The sequence below is a fragment of the Micromonospora polyrhachis genome (assembly GCF_014203835.1).
Classification (GTDB): Bacteria; Actinomycetota; Actinomycetes; order Mycobacteriales; family Micromonosporaceae; genus Micromonospora_H; species Micromonospora_H polyrhachis.
In genome coordinates this window covers 6145616-6165470 of sequence record NZ_JACHJW010000001.1, presented here as the reverse complement: position 1 = coordinate 6165470, position 19855 = coordinate 6145616, and the positions used below count along the sequence as shown (strand labels likewise).

At 69.3% G+C, this 19855-nt stretch carries 14 protein-coding genes; 9 read left to right on the top strand and 5 right to left on the bottom strand.

What is annotated here, in order from left to right; genetic code table 11:
• Positions 1–104: 104 nt before the first annotated feature.
• Positions 105–1148 (top strand): lytic polysaccharide monooxygenase auxiliary activity family 9 protein, encoded by a 1044-nt coding sequence (locus FHR38_RS27320; RefSeq protein ID WP_312882603.1) that lies wholly within the window; start codon positions 105–107, stop codon positions 1146–1148.
• A 92-nt stretch (positions 1149–1240) separates the two neighbouring features.
• Here the strand turns inward: FHR38_RS27320 and asnB are convergent, their stop codons facing one another.
• Entirely contained in the window at positions 1241–3202 is a 1962-nt protein-coding gene (gene asnB / locus FHR38_RS27315) for an asparagine synthase (glutamine-hydrolyzing) (protein WP_184540290.1), read from the bottom strand.
• A 124-nt stretch (positions 3203–3326) separates the two neighbouring features.
• Between asnB and FHR38_RS27310 the strand changes: the two genes are divergently transcribed.
• Positions 3327–4799, top strand: a complete 1473-nt coding sequence (locus FHR38_RS27310) for an aminopeptidase P family protein (protein WP_184537582.1) — start codon at positions 3327–3329, stop codon at positions 4797–4799.
• Positions 4800–4869: 70 nt separating this feature from the next.
• Here the strand turns inward: FHR38_RS27310 and FHR38_RS27305 are convergent, their stop codons facing one another.
• Positions 4870–5307, bottom strand: coding sequence for a winged helix-turn-helix transcriptional regulator (locus tag FHR38_RS27305; protein ID WP_312882434.1), 438 nt, complete (start codon positions 5305–5307; stop codon positions 4870–4872).
• A 98-nt stretch (positions 5308–5405) separates the two neighbouring features.
• On the opposite strand from FHR38_RS27305, the gene FHR38_RS27300 reads away from it, so the two are divergent.
• The 3 genes from FHR38_RS27300 (at position 5406) to FHR38_RS27290 (ending at position 8510) form a co-directional block, all read left to right on the top strand.
• Complete coding sequence (locus FHR38_RS27300) at positions 5406–6065, top strand: SDR family NAD(P)-dependent oxidoreductase (RefSeq protein ID WP_184537580.1); 660 nt, start codon at positions 5406–5408, stop codon at positions 6063–6065.
• 142 nt (positions 6066–6207) lie between these two features.
• Positions 6208–7947 carry a RyR domain-containing protein gene (locus FHR38_RS27295; RefSeq protein ID WP_184537578.1) on the top strand — a complete coding sequence of 580 codons (1740 nt, stop codon included), beginning with the start codon at positions 6208–6210 and terminating at the stop codon, positions 7945–7947.
• A 68-nt stretch (positions 7948–8015) separates the two neighbouring features.
• The gene (locus FHR38_RS27290) at positions 8016–8510 is read left to right on the top strand and encodes a vWA domain-containing protein (RefSeq protein ID WP_184537576.1); all 495 of its coding nucleotides are present in this window, start codon (positions 8016–8018) and stop codon (positions 8508–8510) included.
• A gap of 49 nt (positions 8511–8559) precedes the next feature.
• On the opposite strand, the gene FHR38_RS27285 is transcribed toward FHR38_RS27290, so the two are convergent.
• Positions 8560–9456, bottom strand: a complete 897-nt coding sequence (locus tag FHR38_RS27285) for a GNAT family N-acetyltransferase (RefSeq protein WP_184537574.1) — start codon at positions 9454–9456, stop codon at positions 8560–8562.
• A 202-nt stretch (positions 9457–9658) separates the two neighbouring features.
• Between FHR38_RS27285 and FHR38_RS27280 the strand changes: the two genes are divergently transcribed.
• The 4 genes from FHR38_RS27280 (at position 9659) to FHR38_RS27265 (ending at position 18057) form a co-directional block, all read left to right on the top strand.
• Entirely contained in the window at positions 9659–12550 is a 2892-nt protein-coding gene (locus FHR38_RS27280; protein WP_184537572.1) for an Hsp70 family protein, read from the top strand.
• 172 nt (positions 12551–12722) lie between these two features.
• Positions 12723–15527, top strand: coding sequence for an aconitate hydratase (locus tag FHR38_RS27275; protein WP_184537570.1), 2805 nt, complete (start codon positions 12723–12725; stop codon positions 15525–15527).
• A gap of 81 nt (positions 15528–15608) precedes the next feature.
• Positions 15609–16817 (top strand): IS30 family transposase, encoded by a 1209-nt coding sequence (locus FHR38_RS27270; RefSeq protein ID WP_376771379.1) that lies wholly within the window; start codon positions 15609–15611, stop codon positions 16815–16817.
• A gap of 169 nt (positions 16818–16986) precedes the next feature.
• Positions 16987–18057, top strand: a complete 1071-nt coding sequence (locus FHR38_RS27265; protein ID WP_184537567.1) for a phage baseplate protein — start codon at positions 16987–16989, stop codon at positions 18055–18057.
• A gap of 159 nt (positions 18058–18216) precedes the next feature.
• On the opposite strand, the gene FHR38_RS27260 is transcribed toward FHR38_RS27265, so the two are convergent.
• Together FHR38_RS27260 and FHR38_RS27255 are read right to left on the bottom strand one after the other, a co-directional pair.
• Positions 18217–18756 carry a hypothetical protein gene (locus FHR38_RS27260; RefSeq protein ID WP_184537565.1) on the bottom strand — a complete coding sequence of 180 codons (540 nt, stop codon included), beginning with the start codon at positions 18754–18756 and terminating at the stop codon, positions 18217–18219.
• A 53-nt stretch (positions 18757–18809) separates the two neighbouring features.
• Positions 18810–19775, bottom strand: coding sequence for a TrmB family transcriptional regulator (locus FHR38_RS27255; RefSeq protein WP_184537563.1), 966 nt, complete (start codon positions 19773–19775; stop codon positions 18810–18812).
• Positions 19776–19855: the final 80 nt, after the last annotated feature.

Here is a 19855-nt window from a genome sequence, read left to right as displayed (position 1 = left end):
CGCCGTACCGGGTCGTTCGCATCGCCGCGTGCCCGGCTGGCGGGACTCGGTCCAGCAAGGAGAACCCGGTGAAACCCCTACGTCGGCTCACGGTCCTCTCCGCCGTGGCCATCCTCGTCACCGCCGCCGTCGTGACGGTGGTCCTTCCCCATTCCGCCTCGGCACACGGTGCCGCCATGGCCCCGGGCAGCCGCACCTACCTGTGTTGGAAGGACGGACTCAGCCCGCAGGGTGACATCCGCCCGAACAACCCGGCCTGCGCGGCGGCTGTCGCGCAGAGCGGTGCCAATTCGCTCTACAACTGGTTCAGCGTGCTGCGTTCCGACGCGAACGGCCGTACGGTGGGTTTCATCCCGGACGGTCAGCTGTGCAGCGGCGGCAACACCGGCTTCGGTGGGTACGACCTGGCTCGTAACGACTGGCCGTTGACCCACCTCACCTCGGGGGCCAACTTCAGCTTCAGGTACAGCAACTGGGCCCACCATCCGGGCACGTTCTACTTCTATGTGACCAAGGACAGTTGGAGCCCGACCCGGACGCTGGCCTGGAGCGATCTTGAGGAACCGTTCCTGACGGTGACCAACCCACCGCAGAACGGCGGGCCCGGCAGCAACGAGGGGCACTACTACTTCGGTGGGCAGCTGCCATCCGGCAAGAGCGGCCGGCACATCATCTACTCCCGCTGGGTCCGTTCGGACAGCCAGGAGAACTTCTTCGGCTGTTCGGACGTGGTCTTCGACGGCGGCAACGGTGAGGTGACCGGCGTCGGGCCCGGTGGTACCCCGACCCCCAACCCGACCACGCCACCGCCGACGACGGGGCCGACCACCCCGCCGCCGGGTCCGGTCAGTTGCATGGCCGGCTACCGGGTGGTCAACGCCTGGTCCGGTGGTTTCCAGGCGGAGGTCACGATCATGAACCACGGCGGTTCGACGTTCAACGGGTGGACCGCCACCTGGAACTGGCCCAACGGGCAGAGCATCGGCCAGCTGTGGAACGGCACGCACACCCAGAACGGGGCCAGCGTCACGGTCCGCAACGCGGCGTACAACGGGGCCGTACCGCCGGACGGGAGTACGACCTTCGGCTTCACCGCCAGCGCCGGGGCGACCAACGGTGCCCCCACCGTGACCTGCACCAGTCCGTGACCCGCTGACCCGACGAACCGATCAGGAGGTTCGCGTCAGCCGGGCTGCGGCTCGGGGACGCGAACCTCCTGATCGACGAAGCAGGCGGCCGGTCAGGCCACCATCGAGCCGACCACCGGCTTGGTGAGCAGCGCCGACTGGTTGCGCTGGATGCCCGGGTCGAGGGTCTTGGCCACGAAGATGGCGTGCCAGATGCAGAAGATCAGCACGGTCCAGACCTTGCGGGAGTGGTCCGCCTCCTCCCGCTTGTGCTCGTCCAGCAGCCGGATGGCGTAGTTCAGGTCGAGCAGGTCACCGGCACCGGAGGTGGCGATGATGTGCCGAACCCACTCGTACATCTCGCCCCGCAGCCAGACCCGGGTCGGGGTCGGGAAGCCCAGCTTGCGTCGGTTGACGATGGCCGGCGGGACCACCCCCTGCAACGCCTGCCGCATGGCGAACTTGGTGGCGTCCGAGCGCGGCGGGAGCTTCAGGTCCACCGGGATGATCGACGCCACGTTGAACACCTCCCGGTCCAGGAACGGCACCCGCACCTCGAGGGAGTGCGCCATGGAGATCCGGTCCGCCTTGACCAGGATGTCGCCCCGCAGCCAGGTGTAGAGGTCGATGTACTGCATCTTGGTGACGTCGTCCAGCTCTACGCACTCGGCGTAGACCGGCGCGGTGACGTCGGTGTAGCGCACCGCGGGGTTGTAGCGGCGCATCAGGTGCTGCTTCTCCTCCTCGGTGAACATCCGGGCGTTGCCGTAGTAGCGCTGCTCGATCGGGGTGGTGCCGCGCTCCAGGAAGCTCTTGCCCTTGACCCCCTGCGGAATCGCCTTGGAGACCGCCCGCAGCCCCTTCTGCACCCCGCTGGGCAGACCGTTCACCGTTTCGAGCGACAGCGGCTCGCGGTAGATGGTGTAGCCGCCGAAGAACTCGTCGGCCCCCTCACCGGAGAGGACCACGGTGACGTACTCGGCCGCCTTCTTCGCCACGAAGTAGAGCGGCACCAGCGCCGGGTCGGCGACCGGGTCGTCCAGGTGCCAGACGATCCGGGGCAGCGCCTCCATCATGTCGTGCGGCCCGATCTTGGTCGGGATGGTGGTCACCCCGAGGTGGCGGGCCGAGTCCTGGGCGACGTCGATCTCCGAGTAGCCCGGCACGTCGTAGCCCACGGTGAAGGTCAGGATGTTCGGGTTGAACTCCCGGGCCAGCGCGACCACCGCGGTCGAGTCGATGCCGCTGGACAGGAACGAGCCGACCGGCACGTCCGAGCGCATGTGCATCCGTACGCTCTCGCGCAGCGTCTCGCGGATCTGGTGGTAGAGCCGCTGCGGGTCGTCGATCGGGGTGGGCCGGAACACCGGGCGGTACCAGCGGCGTATCTCGATCTGACCGCCGGGCTGCCAGGTCAGGTACTCACCCGACCCGATCCGGTTGATGCCCTGGTGCAGCGTGCCCGGCTCGGGCACGTACTGCAAGGTCAGGTAGTGCGACAGGTTGGCGGTGTTCACCCCGGCGTCCCCGGCGTAGGCCGAGGGCGCGAACGGGAGCAGCGCCTTCTTCTCCGAGGCGAGGTAGACCCCGTCCGGGGTCTGCAGGTAGTGCAGCGGCTTGATGCCGAAGTTGTCCCGGGCCCCGAACGCCCGCCGCTCCTTGCGGTCCCAGATGACGAAGGCGAACATCCCGCGCAGCCGGTCGAGCACCCGCTCGCCCCAGTAGTGGAACCCAGCGACGATCACCTCGCCGTCGCCCTGGGTGGCGAACCGCGCGCCGTAGTCGCGGATCAGTTCCTCGCGCAGCTCGATGTAGTTGTAGATCTCGCCGTTGAAGGTCAGCAGGTAGCGACCGTCGGCGTAGGGCAGGGGTTCGTGGCTCAGCGCCACGTCGATGATCGCCAGCCGCTTGTGGGCGAAGACCGCGTCCGCGTACCGACCCGAACCATCGGCGATCAACTCGACGCCGGTCTCGTCCGGTCCTCGGTGGTGCAGGCATTCCAACGCGCCGGCGATGGCATCGCGGTGCGCGCCGGCGTCACCGCGCGCGCTGAAGAAAGCCAGAAGTCCGCACATGGCGGTCATCTTTCCACGCGCGCCGGTTGGCTGTGCCGGCACCGCTGCCTCCATCGCCCCGATCGCCACGGTACGGTCGGCGCGATATCGTCGGCAGCGACGGTGGGCGAGGGAGGACCGGGCGATGAGCGACGAACAAGGCAAGAGTACGGCGGCGGGAACTGAATCGCACGACCCCGACTTCCCGGAAAAGTTCCTCGCATTCATGCGGGAGGGCTGGCGGGACAGCACGCTACCGGTCGGGCCCCGGCCGGAGGTGCCCAACTACGCCAAGCGCCGGGCCGCGCTGTCGGCCGCCTTCTCCGGCGAGACGCTGGTGATCCCCACCGGACCGGAAAAGGTACGCGCGAACGACACGAACTACCCGTTCCGCCCCGGAAGCGACTTCGCCTACCTGACCGGTGACCACGACCCGGACAGCGTGCTGGTACTACGCCCCAACGGCGGCGGCCACGACGCCGTCCTCTACATGCGGCCCCGCTGCTCGAAGGAGAGCGACGAGTTCTTCCGCAGTCGGCACGGCGAGCTGTGGGTGGGCCGCCGACACACGCTCAACGAGAAGTCCACCGAGCTGGGCGTCCAGACCGCTCCGCTGACCGAGCTGGACGCCGCGCTGGCCGGCTGCGCGCCGGGGCGTACCCGGGTGCTGCGCGGGCTGGACGCCGACGTGGACGCAGCGGTGCTCCCGTACCGGGGACAGGACGACACCGTCGGCCGGGACCGCGAGCTTGCCTCGGCGATCGCCGAGCTGAAGCTGGTCAAGGACGAGTGGGAGGTCGCCCAGCTCCAGGACGCGATCGACGCCACCGTCCGGGGCTTCGAGGACGTGGCCCGGGTGCTGCCGGCTGACCGGGGTGTCTCCGAGCGGCTGCTGGAGGGCATCTTCGCGCTGCGGGCCCGGCACGACGGCAACGACGTGGGCTACGGCTCGATCGTCGGGGCCGGCGAGCACGCCACGATCCTGCACTGGGTACGCAACAACGGCACCACCCGCCCCGGCGAGCTGCTGCTGATGGACATGGGCGTGGAGGGGCGTCACCTCTACACCGCCGACGTCACCCGGACCGTGCCGGTCGACGGCCGGTTCAGCCCGCTACAGCGTCAGCTCTACGACATCGTGTACGCCTCACAGCAGGCCGGCATCGACTACATCAAGCCGGGCGTGGCCTTCCGGGACGTACACGAGACCTGCATGCGGGTGCTCGCCGAGGGGCTGCACGACCTGGGCCTGCTGCCGGTCAGCGTGGACGAGGCGATGGACCGCGAGTCGACCGTCTACCGGCGGTGGACGCTGCACGGCTTCGGGCACATGCTCGGCATCGACGTGCACGACTGCGCCCAGGCCCGCAAGGAGACGTACCGCGAGGGTGAACTCGCCGAGGGCTACGTGCTCACCGTCGAGCCCGGTCTCTACTTCCAGCCCGAGGACGAACTGGTGCCGGCGGAGCTACGCGGTGTCGGGATCCGGATCGAGGACGACATCCTGGTCACCGCCGCCGGGGCCGTCAACATGTCGGCGGGCCTGCCCCGGCAGGCCGACGAGGTCGAGACCTGGCTCGCGGCGCAGCGTGAGGCAGGACCGCGCCTGCCCGAGTAGGGCACTGGTGGTGGCGGTGGACCCGAGAGAACCGCCCAGGTGGCGAGCCGGACCAGGCAGCCACCACCATTCACGACGGTCGGTCGGCCAATGCCCGGGGGGTGGGCACCTCTGGACCTGCCGGCGTGCTCGCCGACAGGTCCGACTGGTACGCCTCCCGCGCGGCGGCCAACTCGTCGACGTTCGCGAACGCCCATCGGCGTAGTACGTCGATGGCGTCGCACAGACTCTCCCCGAGCGGGGTGAGGGTGTACTCGACGGTGACCGGAACCGTGGCGAAGGCGCGACGGGTGACCAGCCCGTCCCGTTCCAGCCCTCGCAGGGTCTGGGTGAGCATTTTCTGGCTGATGCCCTCGATCCGCCGCAGCAGGGCGGAGAAACGTCGGATGTCGTGCTGCAACGCCAGCAGTACGAGCGGTGTCCAGCGCTCACCGATCCGGTCGAAGAGCTTCCGAGAGGGACAGTCCAGGTTGAACACGTCGTATCGAGATGGCGGGTTGGTTTCCACCAGGTACCTATACCACTAATTAGTGCCTTCTTCCGATTGGTAACTGAGATTCGTACGGTGATCTTCGTTCCGAAACGAAGATGAAACGGGGAAACACCATGAACAAAGGCACCGCACTGATCGTCGGCGCCGGGCCCGGGCTGGGACGGGAACTGGCCCGGACGTTCGCCCTCGACGGTCATCCGGTCGCGGTTCTCAACCGGAACCTGGCCGACGTCGAGACGTGGGTGGCCGACCTCAACGAGGAGGGGCACACCGTGCACGGCTACCAGGCCGACGCAACCCGGTTCGAACAGTTGCGCGCCGTGCTCGGCAGGGCCGTCGACGAACTGGGCGCACCGGAGGTGCTGATCTACAACGCGGCGTGGATGCGACCAGACCGACCGCTCGACGTCAGCGCCGAGGAGTGGTCGACGAGCCTCGCCGTCAACGTCACCGGCGCCGCGGTCAGCGCGGCGACGGTGATACCGCTGATGCGCAACGGGCGCGGCAGTGTGCTGTTCACCGGCGGCGGCTTCGCCCTCCATCCGGTGCCGGACTTCAGCACCCTCTCCGTCGGCAAGGCCGGTCTGCGGGCGCTGGCCCACCTGCTGCACGCCGTACACGTCGACACCGACATCCAGGTCAGCACGGTAACCATCACCAGCCAGATGGTCCCGGACGGCGGAGTGTTCGACCCGAAGAACGTCGCTCCCGCCTACCTGCGCCTGCACAGCCAGCCACGCGACCAGTGGCAGCCCGAACTCGTCTACGGCTGATCGGGACGGCCCCCTCCCACCAGCCACGGGAGGGGGCCCGCGGACCGGACCGGCGCACCGACCGCTTTCACCCTTTCTGGCCGTTGGCGCGTGCCGGTACGATAGCGCTGCGTCATCATCCCGACCCCGACAGGGGGATGCAGTGCCTGGGAGCAGCCTCGGCGAGCCGCCCCGCGCGCCCACCATGAACCTGCTGAGACTGATCTTCGGAACGATCGGCCTGCTCTCGGTCGTCTTCGGATACCTCGGTTTCGAGGAGTACCTTCCCGAACACTCCCCGCTCGACCTGCTCTACTACGACCTGCAACTGTTCGTGCTGGGGTCGCCGCCGCTGGACGACGGCGGGCCGATACCGGACCTGCTGAACATCGCCCGGTTCACCGCGCCTGCGGTCACCGTCTACGCGCTCGTCGAAGCGGGGCGACTGCTGTTCGCCACCGAACTACGGCGGCTACGCGCCCGCAACTCCCGCAACCACGTGATCGTCTGCGGGGACGGGCTGGTGGCCAGCACCCTGGCCCGACGACTACGGGCGGCCGGCGAGCGGGTGGTGACCGTACCGGCCGAGGCGGTGGTGGCCGAGCCCGGCGTACCGCACCCCGGCACCGCCCACACCCTCACCGCCCGAGCGGCCGCCGCCCGCGATCCGGACGTACTCCGCACGGCAGGAATCCGGCGGGCCCGGGCGCTCTACGCCTGTACCAGCGACAACGCCACCAACACCGCGATCGCGCTCGCCGCCGCCCAACGGAATCGGCGGACCCCGCTGGCGGTCTACGCCCAGGTCTCCGACCCGGAACTCTGCCTCGCCCTCCAGGCCCGACACCTGGGGCTGGCCGAACACCCCGGGGCCCGGCTGGACTTCTTCAACATCGACGAACTGGCCGCCCGCAACCTCTTCGTCCGGAGTGCTCTGCGGCCGGTACGGGGTGGACCACCCCGGGTGGTGGTGCTCGGTGCCACCGTCTTCGGTCGGGCGGCGCTGGTCGAGTTGGCCCGCCAGTGGCGGATGCGGGACCCGGGCGGCGACAGCCTCCTGCCGATCGCACTCGTCGACGACGAGGCGACCCGGGCGGCGGCCGAGCTGACCCACCGCTACCCCTTCCTCTCCCGGGTCTGCCACATCACGCCGTACGACGGCGGGCTGGCCGAGCTGCTCGACACCGGGTTTCCCCTCCCCCCGGACCAGGTCTTCATCTGTTACGACGACGAGGAGCAGGCGCTCAAGACCGCGCTGACCACCGAACAGTTGTGGCACGGCGGCCCCGGCTCGGTGGTGGTGCGCCTGGACCGGCTGGCCAGCCTGCGGGAGGCGTTCGACGTCGGGCACGGCGACCGGGTGCTCGACGATCTCTCCGGAGCGCTGCGCCTCTACGGAGTGGTGCACGCGGCCTGCGATCCGGCGCTGATCGGCGACGACCTGGTGGAACGACTGGCCCGGGTGATCCACGAGAGTTACGTGGTGGCCCGGCACCGGCACGGCGAGACGTCCACCGCCAATCCCGCCCTGGTGCCCTGGGACGAGTTGCCGGAGACGCTGCGCCAGGCCAACCGCGCGCAGGCTGACGACATCGGCCGGAAACTACGTGAGCTGGGCTGTGCCCTCTCCCCCCGGGTCGGTCCCGGGGCCGAACATGTCCTCGCCGACCACGAGATCGAGCGGCTCGCCGTACTCGAACACCAGCGCTGGGTGACGGAGCGGGTCGCCACCGGCTGGCGGTATGCCGACAGCCGGGACGATGCCCGCCGGCTGCATCCGGCGTTGAGCACCTGGGAGAGCCTGGACGAGGACATGCGTGAGCGCAACCACGACGCCATCCGGGAACTGCCAGCCATCCTGGCCGACGCCGGGTTCCGGATCGTCCGGGTACGGCACGCGTGACGGAGCTACTCGCGACGAGGACGGTGCGCGACAAGGGCCAACGCGCAACGAGGAACGGACGGTGTGCCATGCCGCGGATCGGGGTCACCGGTCACGTCATTCTCGCCAGCGGGACCGCCGAGTTGATCTATGCCTGTCTGGTCCGGCAGCTCACCCCGTACGCCGGACAGGAGCTGCACGGAGTCACCTGCCTGGCCGACGGCGCCGACCAGCTCTTCGCCCGCGCCATCCTCGCCATCGGCGGCACCTACGAGGTGATCATTCCGGCGGCGGACTATCGGGAACGGGCCGTCGAGGCGCACAACCTGGTCGACTTCGACGAGTTGCTCGCCAAGGCGACGACGGTGTCCTACATGCCGTATCCGGAGTCGGGCCGGGAGGCGTACATGGCGGCAAGTGAGGAGCTGTTGCGCCGCTGTGACCACCTGCTGGCGGTCTGGGACGGCCGCCCGTCGGCCAGTACCGGCGACACCGCCGACGTGGTACGTGCCGCCCGAGCCCGCCAGCTACCGGTGACCGTGCTCTGGCCCGACGGCGCCCGCCGCGGGGGCCCGGTCCGCTAGCAGCACACGGGCAGGCTCGGGTCGATGCCTCGGCGGCGGGCCCGCCGGATCAGGCCAGGCTGGTCAGGCAGGACCACTGGGTGACGACCGGCCGGTAGCCCAACCGGCTGTTGATCGCGAGCATCGGCGCGTTCGACTCGTCGTTGGAGGTGTACGCGACCGTCACGCCACGCGCAGCGGCATGCTGTAACGCCGCGGACTTGACCAGTCGCGCCAGGCCACGACCACGATGCTGCGGCAGCGTCGCGGTCATGTCCGACCACATGCGCTCGCCATCCCGTTTGACGAGCGAGAACGCGACGATGTCGTCGTCGACCATCGCGGCGACGCTGGCGGCCCTGTCCAGTCCCAGGTTCTCCCAGACCTCATACCGCCAGTTGTCGTAGGAAATCGCATCGGAGGGCACGTCACCGGGTTCGTCCGCGCTGGCCGCGACGTGGGCCGCGTACATCTGCCGGGGGTCCAGTTCGGAGAGTGTCACCAGACGAACCTCCGGGGGTGCGGGCGGTACGGGTGGTAGGGACCGCAGTGCCCGGGCCGAGTAGTGCAGCTGCCGGCTGGGCTCGAATCCGCGCTTCCGCGCGAACTCCAGCGACTGTTCCTGCACCCAGGTCCGCACGCGCCGGACCCCGATCCCGGTCAGGTGTCGCGTGGCCGCGGCGAACAGTGCGCTGCCCGCACCCCGATGTCGGTAGTCCGGATGTACGTGCAGCAGGGAGATATCCCCGAAGTCGGCGTGGGACGTCGTCGCATTCCGATATGACGACGTCCAACCGACCAGCCGACCGCCGATCTCGACGACGAACGCCACCCAGTCTTCCCCGGGTGGTGGCTCTGAGATCATCCGGCGGGTCGACTCGACCCCTCTCACCAGATACGGGTAGACCTCGGCGCGCAGCGCCACCACGGCCGGAGCATCATCGGGCGCGGCAAATCTGATCTGCATCAAGTTCCTCGCTGTAGGCGACACCGGTACGGCATGCTGGTCGCCGATCCTCAGCCACCGAAAACGACCGGTCAATCGATTTTGGGCGGATATGAAGCAATGTCTACCGGCCGGATGATCGTGGGTCGACCGGCTGGCCAATGGCATCCGCCAAGTACGATCCGCCCGGCGGTGCCGCCCGCGCCCGCCCGGAGGTGAAATGGTGGCGAACCCGGCCCGGCTGGCTGTCGACCTGGGCACCACACACACCGTCGCCGTGGTGCACCGGGTCGACCAGCAGCCGCGTTCACTGCTGTTCGACGGCTCGCCGCTGCTCGCCTCCGGCGTCTTCGTGGACGTCGTCGGCACGGTGCACACCGGACGGGACGCCACCCGGCTCGGGGCGGCCGAACCGGAACGCTTCGAGCCGCACCCGAAGCGTCGTATCGACGAGGGGTGGGTGCTGCTGGGTGAGGCCGAACTGGCGGTCACCGCGCTGCTCGCCGCCGTCCTACGTCGGGTCGTCGAGGAGGCCCGGCACGCCGGGGTGGAGCCGGCGACCGACGGCACCATCCTGACCTGCCCCGCCGACTGGGGGCAGCCCCGCCGGGAGGTGCTGCGCGAGGCGGCCCGGCTGGCCGGTCTCGGGCAGGTGCAGCTGGTCGACGAGCCGATCGCCGCCGCCACCTACTGCGTACAGGTCCTCGGGCAGCAGGTGCCGGTCGGCGGTCACCTCGGCATCTTCGACCTCGGCGGCGGGACCCTCGACGTGGCTGTGGTCCGGCGTGAGGCGGTCGGGCTGCGGGTGCTGGCCACCGGCGGGCTCGACGACCTGGGTGGCCTGGACATCGACGAGGCACTGGTGGCGCACCTCGGCCAGCTCGCCGGCATCCGGGACGCCGACCTGTGGCAGCGGCTCCGCGAACCGCAGACTGCTGCCGACCGCCGCGACCGGCAGAGCTTCTGGACCGAGGTCCGCTCCGCGAAGGAGATGCTGTCGCGTACGACGGTGGCCCCGGCGCACATCCCGGGCCTCGACGAGCCGATGCACCTCACACGGGAGGAGCTGGACCGGATCGCCAGCCCGCTCGTCGCCCGAGGGGTCGACGAGATCCGCCGGGTCCTACAACGGGCCGGGGTCGCACCGGGCAGCTTGGCCGGGCTACTGCTGGTCGGCGGGGCGAGCCGGATGCCCCTGGTGGCCACCCGGCTACACGCCCGGCTGGGTGTCGCGCCCTCGGTGCCCGAGCAGCCGGAACTGCCGGTCGCCTACGGCGCGCTGGTGTACGCCACTGCCGCCGGCACGGCCGACGTCCGGGACCCGGCCATCGCCGGCACCCCGTCACCATCTCCCGCAAACCCTTCGTCGCCTCCCCCACCGGCCCCGCCGCCATCCCCACCGGCCCCACCGGCCCCGCCGCCGCCGCCATCGCCATCGCCATCGCCATCGCCATCGTCGCCAGTCTCGCCAGCGGGAGCGACGTTCGCACCGGCACCACCGATGTCCCCCGCGCCTGCCCCAGCCGGCACCCCGGCGGCCACACCGCCTCCGGTCTCGCCCGGCTGGTCCCCCGGATTCGGTCCGCCACCGGGCGGCCCGGCGTTCCCGCCGATCAAGACCATCGCCCCGCCTCGCCGGCCGGTCCGCCGTGCGGTCACCGTCGTCGTGCTGCTGGCGGTCCTGGCCGGCTGCGTGGGTGCGGTGGTCAAGGGCGGACAGTGGGTCACCGACGCGCTCGGCGAGGGCTCCACCGGTTCCGGCACGGGCGGCTCCGGTGGCCTCGGCATCGGCGGCGACGCCAAGGGCGGTGGCCAGCGATCGGGCCAGGGCAAGCTTGACCAGATAACTGAGATCACGTCGTCCCAGGCCGGGGCGACCACCACGACGATCGCGGACGGTCACGTCGTCACCGCCTATGCCGGTAACGGCATCACCCAGGTCATGTCGCAACTGGCGGGCGGGGGCCAGGCACCGCGGTGGACCACCAACGTACGGATGGAGCCCACCGAGGTTCGCCTCACCCCGGTCGCCGATCTGATCATCGTCGACGGTGAGCGTTCGGTGACGCACGACAGCAGGGACATCCGAGCGGTGCTGTCCGCCGCCGACGGAAAAGTGCTGTGGCAGAAGCCCTGGGAAGACCGGGTGGACATCGCCTACTACGGCACCGACGTGGTGACCGAGGTGCGTGACGGCATCTACGACAATGCCGCCGAACGGGTCGACCTGCGTACCGGGAAGCGAAAGTGGCACCGGCCCGGCAACGACGACCTGCTGACACCCGGGGAGCACCGACTCGCCGCGATGCGGATCCTCCCCTCGGCGGACACCCCCGCCGGTCCCGGTCTGCTGCCCACCGCGAAGAGCGGGATTCGGGAGACCATGACCGCCAGTGACACCATGGTCGAACTGAACACCGACAAGCAGGTCGGCTACGCGTTCGACGCGCGGACCAACGCACGCCTGGGCACTGGGAAGCTGCCCCTGGAGGCAGCGGTGTGGGTGGGCTTCGACAAACTGGCGATCGGCAAACAGCACCGGTCCGCCTCCGGCGGCCGGGCCGTCCTCGCCGCCTACGCGGTACCCCACTTCAAGCCGGCCTGGTCCCTTCCGCTGACCGCCGGTTTCGACATCGAGGACGTCGCGGTGTGCGGGCCGCGCCTGGTCTGCGCGGCGATCGACACACCGCAGGACGACGGCGACTACACGGTCGCCGTGGACATCGACACGGGCAAGGAGAGCTGGCGGGTGAAGGTCGACTGGTCGGACCAGGAGACCTGGCAGGTCAACGGTGGTGTTCTCCTGTTCGGCGAGGGCCCGTTCGACTCGATCCGTGACCCCAAGGTGCTGGACTTCACCGGCAAGGAGCTGCGCTCCTTCGCCAACAGCCCGAGCATCGTCGCCACTGCCGCCGGTCGGATGGTCCTGGCCAACTACGACGGCCGGAACTCACAGTGGCAGGTCTGGGTCCTGGAGGCGGCGACCGGCAAGGCGACCGGCGCGGCCAACGTCGGTGCCGACCTGCCCGAAGCGGTGTACCTCGACGGGGACTTCGTCACCGTCACCACCAAGGACCGCCGTACGCTGGTGCTCAAGATCGGCAGCCTGGCGTAGCTGGGGTGCCCCCTGCCGCCTTCTCGTCTCAGAACCTGACCCGAAGTTGCGTCAATAGCAAGACGGACGTACGGTTTTGTTGAGCGGAGAATTCGGCCGGTAAGTGTTACCTAAGCCCGGCAGTGCGGTACCCCGTACGAAAGACTGCTCAGGACTACTCACGGTCGCTGGTGTGAAGGAGTACGACGTGGCGAGCCTCGACACCTTCGGTGCGAAGACCCAGCTACGCGTCGGAGACGCGAGCTACGAAATTTTCAAAATCAGTAAGGTGGACGGGCACGACCGCCTGCCGTACAGCCTCAAGATCCTGCTGGAGAACCTGCTCCGCACCGAGGACGGCGCGAACATCACCGCCGACCACATCCGGGAGCTGGGCGGCTGGGACGCCACCGCCGACCCGAGCGTGGAGATCCAGTTCACCCCGGCCCGGGTGCTGATGCAGGACTTCACCGGCGTGCCCTGCGTGGTCGACCTGGCCACCATGCGCGAGGCGGTCCGCGAGCTGGGCGGTGACCCGACCAAGGTCAACCCGCTGGCCCCGGCCGAGTTGGTTATCGACCACTCGGTCATCGCCGACCTCTTCGGTCGCGAGGACGCCTTCGCGCGCAACGTCGAGCTGGAGTACGAGCGCAACAAGGAGCGCTACCAGTTCCTGCGCTGGGGCCAGAGCGCGTTCAACGAGTTCAAGGTCGTCCCGCCGGGCACCGGCATCGTGCACCAGGTCAACATCGAGTACCTGGCCCGCACCATCATGGAGCGCAACGGACAGGCCTACCCGGACACCGTCGTCGGCACCGACTCGCACACCACCATGGTCAACGGCCTGGGTGTGCTGGGCTGGGGCGTCGGCGGTATCGAGGCCGAGGCGGCCATGCTCGGCCAGCCGGTGAGCATGCTCATCCCGCGCGTCGTCGGCTTCAAGCTGCACGGCGAGGCCCCGGCCGGCACCACCGCCACCGACCTGGTGCTCACCATCACCGAGATGCTGCGTCAGCACGGCGTGGTCGGCAAGTTCGTCGAGTTCTACGGCCCCGGCGTGAGCGCGGTGCCGCTGGCCAACCGGGCCACCATCGGCAACATGTCCCCGGAGTACGGCTCCACCGTGGCGATCTTCCCGATCGACGAGGAGACCGTCCGCTACCTCAAGCTCACCGGCCGCAGCGAGGAGCAGGTCGCGCTGGTCGAGGCGTACGCCAAGGAGCAGGGCCTCTGGCATGACCCGGCCGCCGAGCCGGACTACAGCGAGCGGCTCGAACTGGACCTCTCCACCATCGAGCCGTCCCTGGCCGGGCCGAAGCGCCCGCAGGACCGGGTGCCGCTGGGCAACGCCAAGACGCTGTTCCGCTCGGCGTTGCAGAACTACCTGGACACCGACAAGCGGCCGGTCACCGGTCCGGCGGACGAGGCCAGCAAGGAGTCGTTCCCGGCCAGCGACCCGCCGGCCAACGACCAGATCGACCCGGCTGACAAGCCGCGTGACCTGATCTCGGCGGCCACCGGCGCGAACGGCCGGCAGAGCAACCCGATCCGGGTCACCGACGAGAACGGTGCCGAGTACGAGCTCGACCACGGCGCTGTCGTGATCGCCGCTATCACCTCGTGCACCAACACCTCCAACCCGCAGGTGATGATCGGCGCGGCGCTGCTGGCCCGCAACGCCGTCGAGCGGGGTCTGACCCGCAAGCCGTGGGTGAAGACCACGCTGGCCCCCGGCTCCAAGGTGGTCATGGACTACTACGAGCGGGCCGGTCTCACCCCCTACCTGGAGAAGCTCGGCTTCCACCTGGTGGGCTACGGCTGCACCACCTGCATCGGCAACTCCGGGCCGCTGCCCGAGGCGGTCTCCGCCGCGGTCAACGAGGCCGACCTGTCGGTGGTCTCGGTGCTCTCCGGCAACCGGAACTTCGAGGGCCGGATCAACCCGGACGTCAAGATGAACTACCTGGCGTCCCCGCCGCTGGTGGTGGCCTACGCGCTGGCCGGCACGATGGACATCGACCTGGCCAACGAGCCGATCGGCTACGGCTCGGACGGTGAGCCGGTCTTCCTCCGTGACATCTGGCCCAACTCCGCCGAGATCCAGGACGTGATCGCCTCCGCCATCGGCGCGGCCGGGTTCGGCGCGGCGTACTCCGACGTCTTCGCCGGGGACGAGCGCTGGCAGTCGCTACCCACCCCGACCGGGGACACCTTCGCCTGGGCCGGCGAGTCGACCTACGTGCGCAAGCCCCCGTACTTCGAGGGTATGGCCCAGGACCCGCAGCCGGTGAACGACATCACCGCCGCCCGGGTGCTGGCCAAGCTGGGTGACTCGGTCACCACCGACCACATCTCGCCGGCCGGCGCGATCAAGGCCGACTCCCCCGCCGGGAAGTACCTGGCCGAGCACGGGGTGGCCCGGCACGAGTTCAACTCGTACGGCTCGCGGCGTGGTAACCACGAGGTGATGATCCGGGGTACCTTCGCCAACATCCGGCTGCGCAATCAGCTCGTCCCGGGGGTGGAGGGTGGCTTCACGGTCAACCACCTGACCGGCGAGCAGACCTCGATCTACGACGCCTCGGTGGCCTACCAGGCGGCGGCCGTACCGCTGGTGATCCTGTCGGGCAAGGAATACGGCTCGGGCTCGTCGCGGGACTGGGCGGCCAAGGGCACCATGCTGCTGGGCGTACGGGCTGTCATCGCCGAGTCGTACGAGCGGATTCACCGGTCCAACCTGATCGGCATGGGGGTGCTGCCGTTGCAGTACCCGAACGAGGTGACCGCCGACACGCTCGGGCTCACCGGCACGGAGACGTTCACCATCACCGGTGTGACCGCGCTCAACGAGGGCCGGATCCCGCGTACCGTCAAGGTCACCACCGACACGGGGATCGAGTTCGACGCGGTGGTCCGCATCGACACCCCGGGTGAGGCCGACTACTACCGCCACGGCGGCATCCTGCAGTACGTCCTGCGCAAGATGCTCACCGCCTGAGCTGTGCTGTAAGGAAGGGCCCCTTCTTATCGCCTTGAGTTCTAGTGGTGGTTGCAACACCTGATCTGTTCAGGAGTTGCAGTGTTCGAGATCCGTAAGGACCGGGCGCCTCAGGGCCGGAAGAAGTTGCATGCTGAGCGTCAGGCTTATCTTGATCTTGTGGCGCAGGGTGTAGGTACCGCACAGGCGTGTCGGATCGTCGGGGTCAACCGGCGTACTGGCCATCGTTGGCGGCACGGGCGGAAGTCCCGGGCCGGGCAGGAGGCGCAACCTCCTGCCCGGCCCGGGACTTCCTCCGGTCGGTTTCTGTCCGTGGACGACCGGATCCTGATCGCTGACCTGCGGCGCGAAGGCAGGTCGCTTCGGTCGATCGCAGCCGAGGTGGGGCGGGATCCGTCCACGATCAGCCGTGAACTGCGCCGTAATGCCCATCCCGGGACAGGGGACTACCGCCCTCACGCGGCTCAGGCACGGGCCGAACAGCGGCGCCCACGGCCGAAGACGGGCAAGCTCGCCGCGAACCCGCGGCTACGCCAGGCAGTGCAGGACGGCTTGGACCGTAAGTGGAGCCCGGAACAGATCGTGCAACGGTTGCGGCGAGACTTCCCCGACCAGCCAGGGATGCACGTGACCCACGAAACGATCTACCAGGCGCTCTACGTGCAGGGACGCGGTGAGCTACGCCGCGAGCTGACTCGGGCGCTGCGTACCGGCCGCGCGGTCCGCCGCCCGCGCCGCCAACCCGGACAACGTCAGCCTCGCTTCACCGCGCCCATGGTGATGATCAGCGACCGGCCCGCCGAAGCCGACGACCGGGCCGTGCCCGGCCACTGGGAAGGCGACCTCATCATCGGTAAGGACAGCGCCTCGGCCATCGGCACCCTGGTGGAACGCGCTACCCGCTACGTCCTGTTGGTGCACCTGGGTCGCGGTCGTACCGCTGAGCGTGTCCGTGACGCGCTGCAGGCCACCGTCGCCACCCTGCCGGCCCACCTCAAACGATCCCTGACCTGGGACCAAGGCGCCGAAATGGCCCTGCACCACCAGTTCAGCACCGCTGCGGACATTCCCGTCTACTTCTGTGATCCACACTCGCCCTGGCAACGCGGCTCCAACGAGAACACCAACGGTCTGCTTCGCCAGTACTTCCCCAAAGGCACCGACCTCGCCGTCCACGCCCCGGAGCACCTCGCCGCCGTCGCCGCCGAACTCAACGGCCGACCACGCAAAACACTCGGCTGGGACACCCCAGCCGAGCGCATCGCTAAGCTTCTGACCGAAGCCAGTTGATCACCTGTGTTGCAACGACCCCTGGAATCCGCCCGCTTTCTGCGTAGGAAGGGGCCCTCCTAACATCCGGGCCAGCATCACCCTTGCGAACCCATGTCGATATATGAAAGTTTCCTTCTCGGCACCCGTTGCATCTGCAACGATTCTTCAAACCCGGGGAGTTCTCCATATGGCTGACACGGTTTCACGGCGCGGCCTGCTGGTCGCCGGCGGCGGGACGGCGTTGGGCGCACTGGGCACACTGGGCCTGAGCCAGCCCGCCGGGGCCGCCCCGCCGGTGACGGCCCGGGCGACCGCGCTGGCCGCAGCGGAACTGCCGGCGTCACGACGGTTCAACCTGACCGACGGATCGGACCCGCTGTTCCGGGAAAAGCCGCTACGCAACGCCACCGTCCTCCAGTCCTTCGCCTTCGACAACGTCAACCGGCGGATCTACGTCGCCCAGGTGCTCCAGGGTGGGCTGAAGCTCGCCGAGCCGGCTGCGGTCAGCGGGGGGGCCCGCAACGCCGCCGGCGACCTCTGCGTCACCCAGCTCGACTTCGCCGGCAACCAGCTCGGGCAGATGTACCTGTTGGGCTTCGGGCACGGTGTGTCGATGGGCGCGGAGCCGGTCGGCAGCTCGACCTACCTGTGGACGGAGACGGACGCGGTGAGCGACGGTAAGACCGCGCGCGGCTCGTCCATCGCCCGGTTCCCGTTCGTCGACCGGGCGGTGCTGACCAAGGCCTCACCGATGGAGAAGCACAAGCCGGTCGCCGGGGCCACCAACACCACCGCATCGGTCGACTTCGCGTACGGGCAGCTCATCGTGCGCTACTCGCTCGGCGGCCGGATGCGTATCTCCGCCTATGACCTGGCCGCGTTCAAGAGCGGGAACTACACCCCGATCGCCACCGTGGATCAGCCCAGCGTGGTCGCCGACAGTCGGCCGTTCCAGGGTTACACCAGCTTCGGCCGATACCTCTATCTACTGGAAGGCAGCGCCTACGGTACGTACGACTCGACCGAGGCCAACTACGGCAACACCTACCTGACCACCGTGGACTTCAGCACTGGCGCGGTCGTCCAGCGCGCCTGGTCCAAGGCCGGATACTCGCTCTCCTTCCGCGAACCAGAGGGAATGGGGGTGCACCTCACCGACCCGGCCAACCTGAACAGTGCCCGCCTCTGCTTCGGTTTCGCCTCGGGACTCGGTGGGGCCCGCATGGCCAGCATTTACTTCAAGGACCTGCTGATCTGATCGGCTGGATGCCGCCGCTGGACCAGGCGTCAGAGCCAACCGCGCCGGGCACACGCAAGATGCTCACCGCCTGATCCGTACGACGGCAACGGGCCCGTTCCATCGCTTACTGCGATGGAAACGGGCCCGTTCCGTCATCGGGATGCGGGCCGCGCGGCTCTACTCGCCACCACCACCGTCGGCATCACCGCTACCGCCGGTGTCCGCGTCGCCGTCCTCGTCGGCCACGTCCACGTCCGTGCCGACGCGGATCACCGCGTCGGGGTCGGACAGTACGCTCACCCGGTACGACAGGCCGATGTTGGACCAGATGGTGCCCCGCAGCCAGAGGCAGAGCCCCACCCCGTCCAGCCCCTCGGGGTGCTCGTAGAACTCCACCACCGGTTCGGCCACCGCGCCGACCAGCCCCTGCGTCTGCTGCGCGGTGCTCGCGACCTGTAACACGCTGGCACTCACCTGCACCACGACGTTCCCAAGGAGGTCCGCGTCGTACCAGTGGGTGTCCGGCAGGAAGAGCCGGGTGTCGAACGAACGTCGCTGGTAGCTCGGGCCCATCATGCCGCTGCCAGAACTGGGCGTGTCGCCGATCCAGGCGACTCCCGCGAAGTCGCTCCGCAACTGGCGGACGTCGGTGGGATACCTGGTCGCCAGGGTATCGATGCGTGGCTGGGCGACGAGCTGCACTTCGGTGTCGATCACCGGACGGACGGTAGCACCGCAGGTCCACGACCTGCCACTTCGGCAGCCGCGTGTCAGATCCAGCCGCGCCGGGCGGCCTGCATGCCGGCCTGAAACCGGGTCTGTGCACCGAGCAGGTCCAGCAGCCGGCGCACCCGGCGCCGCATGGTGCGTACCGACAGGCCCAACTGGCGGCCGATCGCGTCGTCCTTGACGCCGGCCGCCAGCAATGCCAGTAGCTGCCGGTCCTCGTCGGAGACCTCCTCCTCGCCGGCGGCCCCGTCCAACGGCGTGGCCCGCTGCCAGCACGACTCGAACACGATCGACAGCGCCTCCAGCAGCGCCGAGGGATACACCAGCGCGGCTCGTACGGTGGCGGTGTCGGTGTCCAGCGCCACCATGGCGACCCGATCGTCGACCAGGTGCATCTTGAACGGCACGTCGGTCAGCACCCGGGCCTGTTCCCCGAGTGTCGCCAGGGCACGGACGTCGGCCAGGGCACCGGGCAGCGCGAGCGCGTCCGGGTGGTAGACCACGCGCCACCGTACGCCCCTGGCGAGAATAGCCGGTTCGACCGGGTTACCGACGGCGTGTACGTACGGCGGCCGGTCGAAGGCGCAGACGTCGCGTACGGCACTCTGCTGGATCCGTACGAAGTACCGGCTGATCTCCTCCCGCCCGGTGACCACCTCCACCGGTCCGGCCACCGGCCGTTCGGCACGGGCGGTGTGGAACAGCGCGCTGAGTTCGGCGGCGGCTTCCCGGGCTCGGCGTAGTGCCCGCTCGGCGGGGTGGATCAGGGCGTCCAGCGCGGCCCGCGGGTCCGCCGCCGTGTACTGGGGTTGCGCGCCGGCCAGCCGGGCGACCAGGCCCCGCCCGGACAACCGGGCCAACGCGCCGGCGACCTGCTCCGGTGGTTGGTCACTGGCGATCGAAAGCTCGTCGACGGTCGCCTGGGGCAGCGTCAGCAATGCCCGCAGGATCGCCTCCTCGTCGGCGTGGACACCGGCACCGGCCAGGGCATTCGGTTCAAGTGACACGGTCGATTGTGGCCATCAGGTGCCAACGGCACAAACGTGACGCCGGCAACCGTTGCCCGGAAGGGAAGCCGCCCCTGACC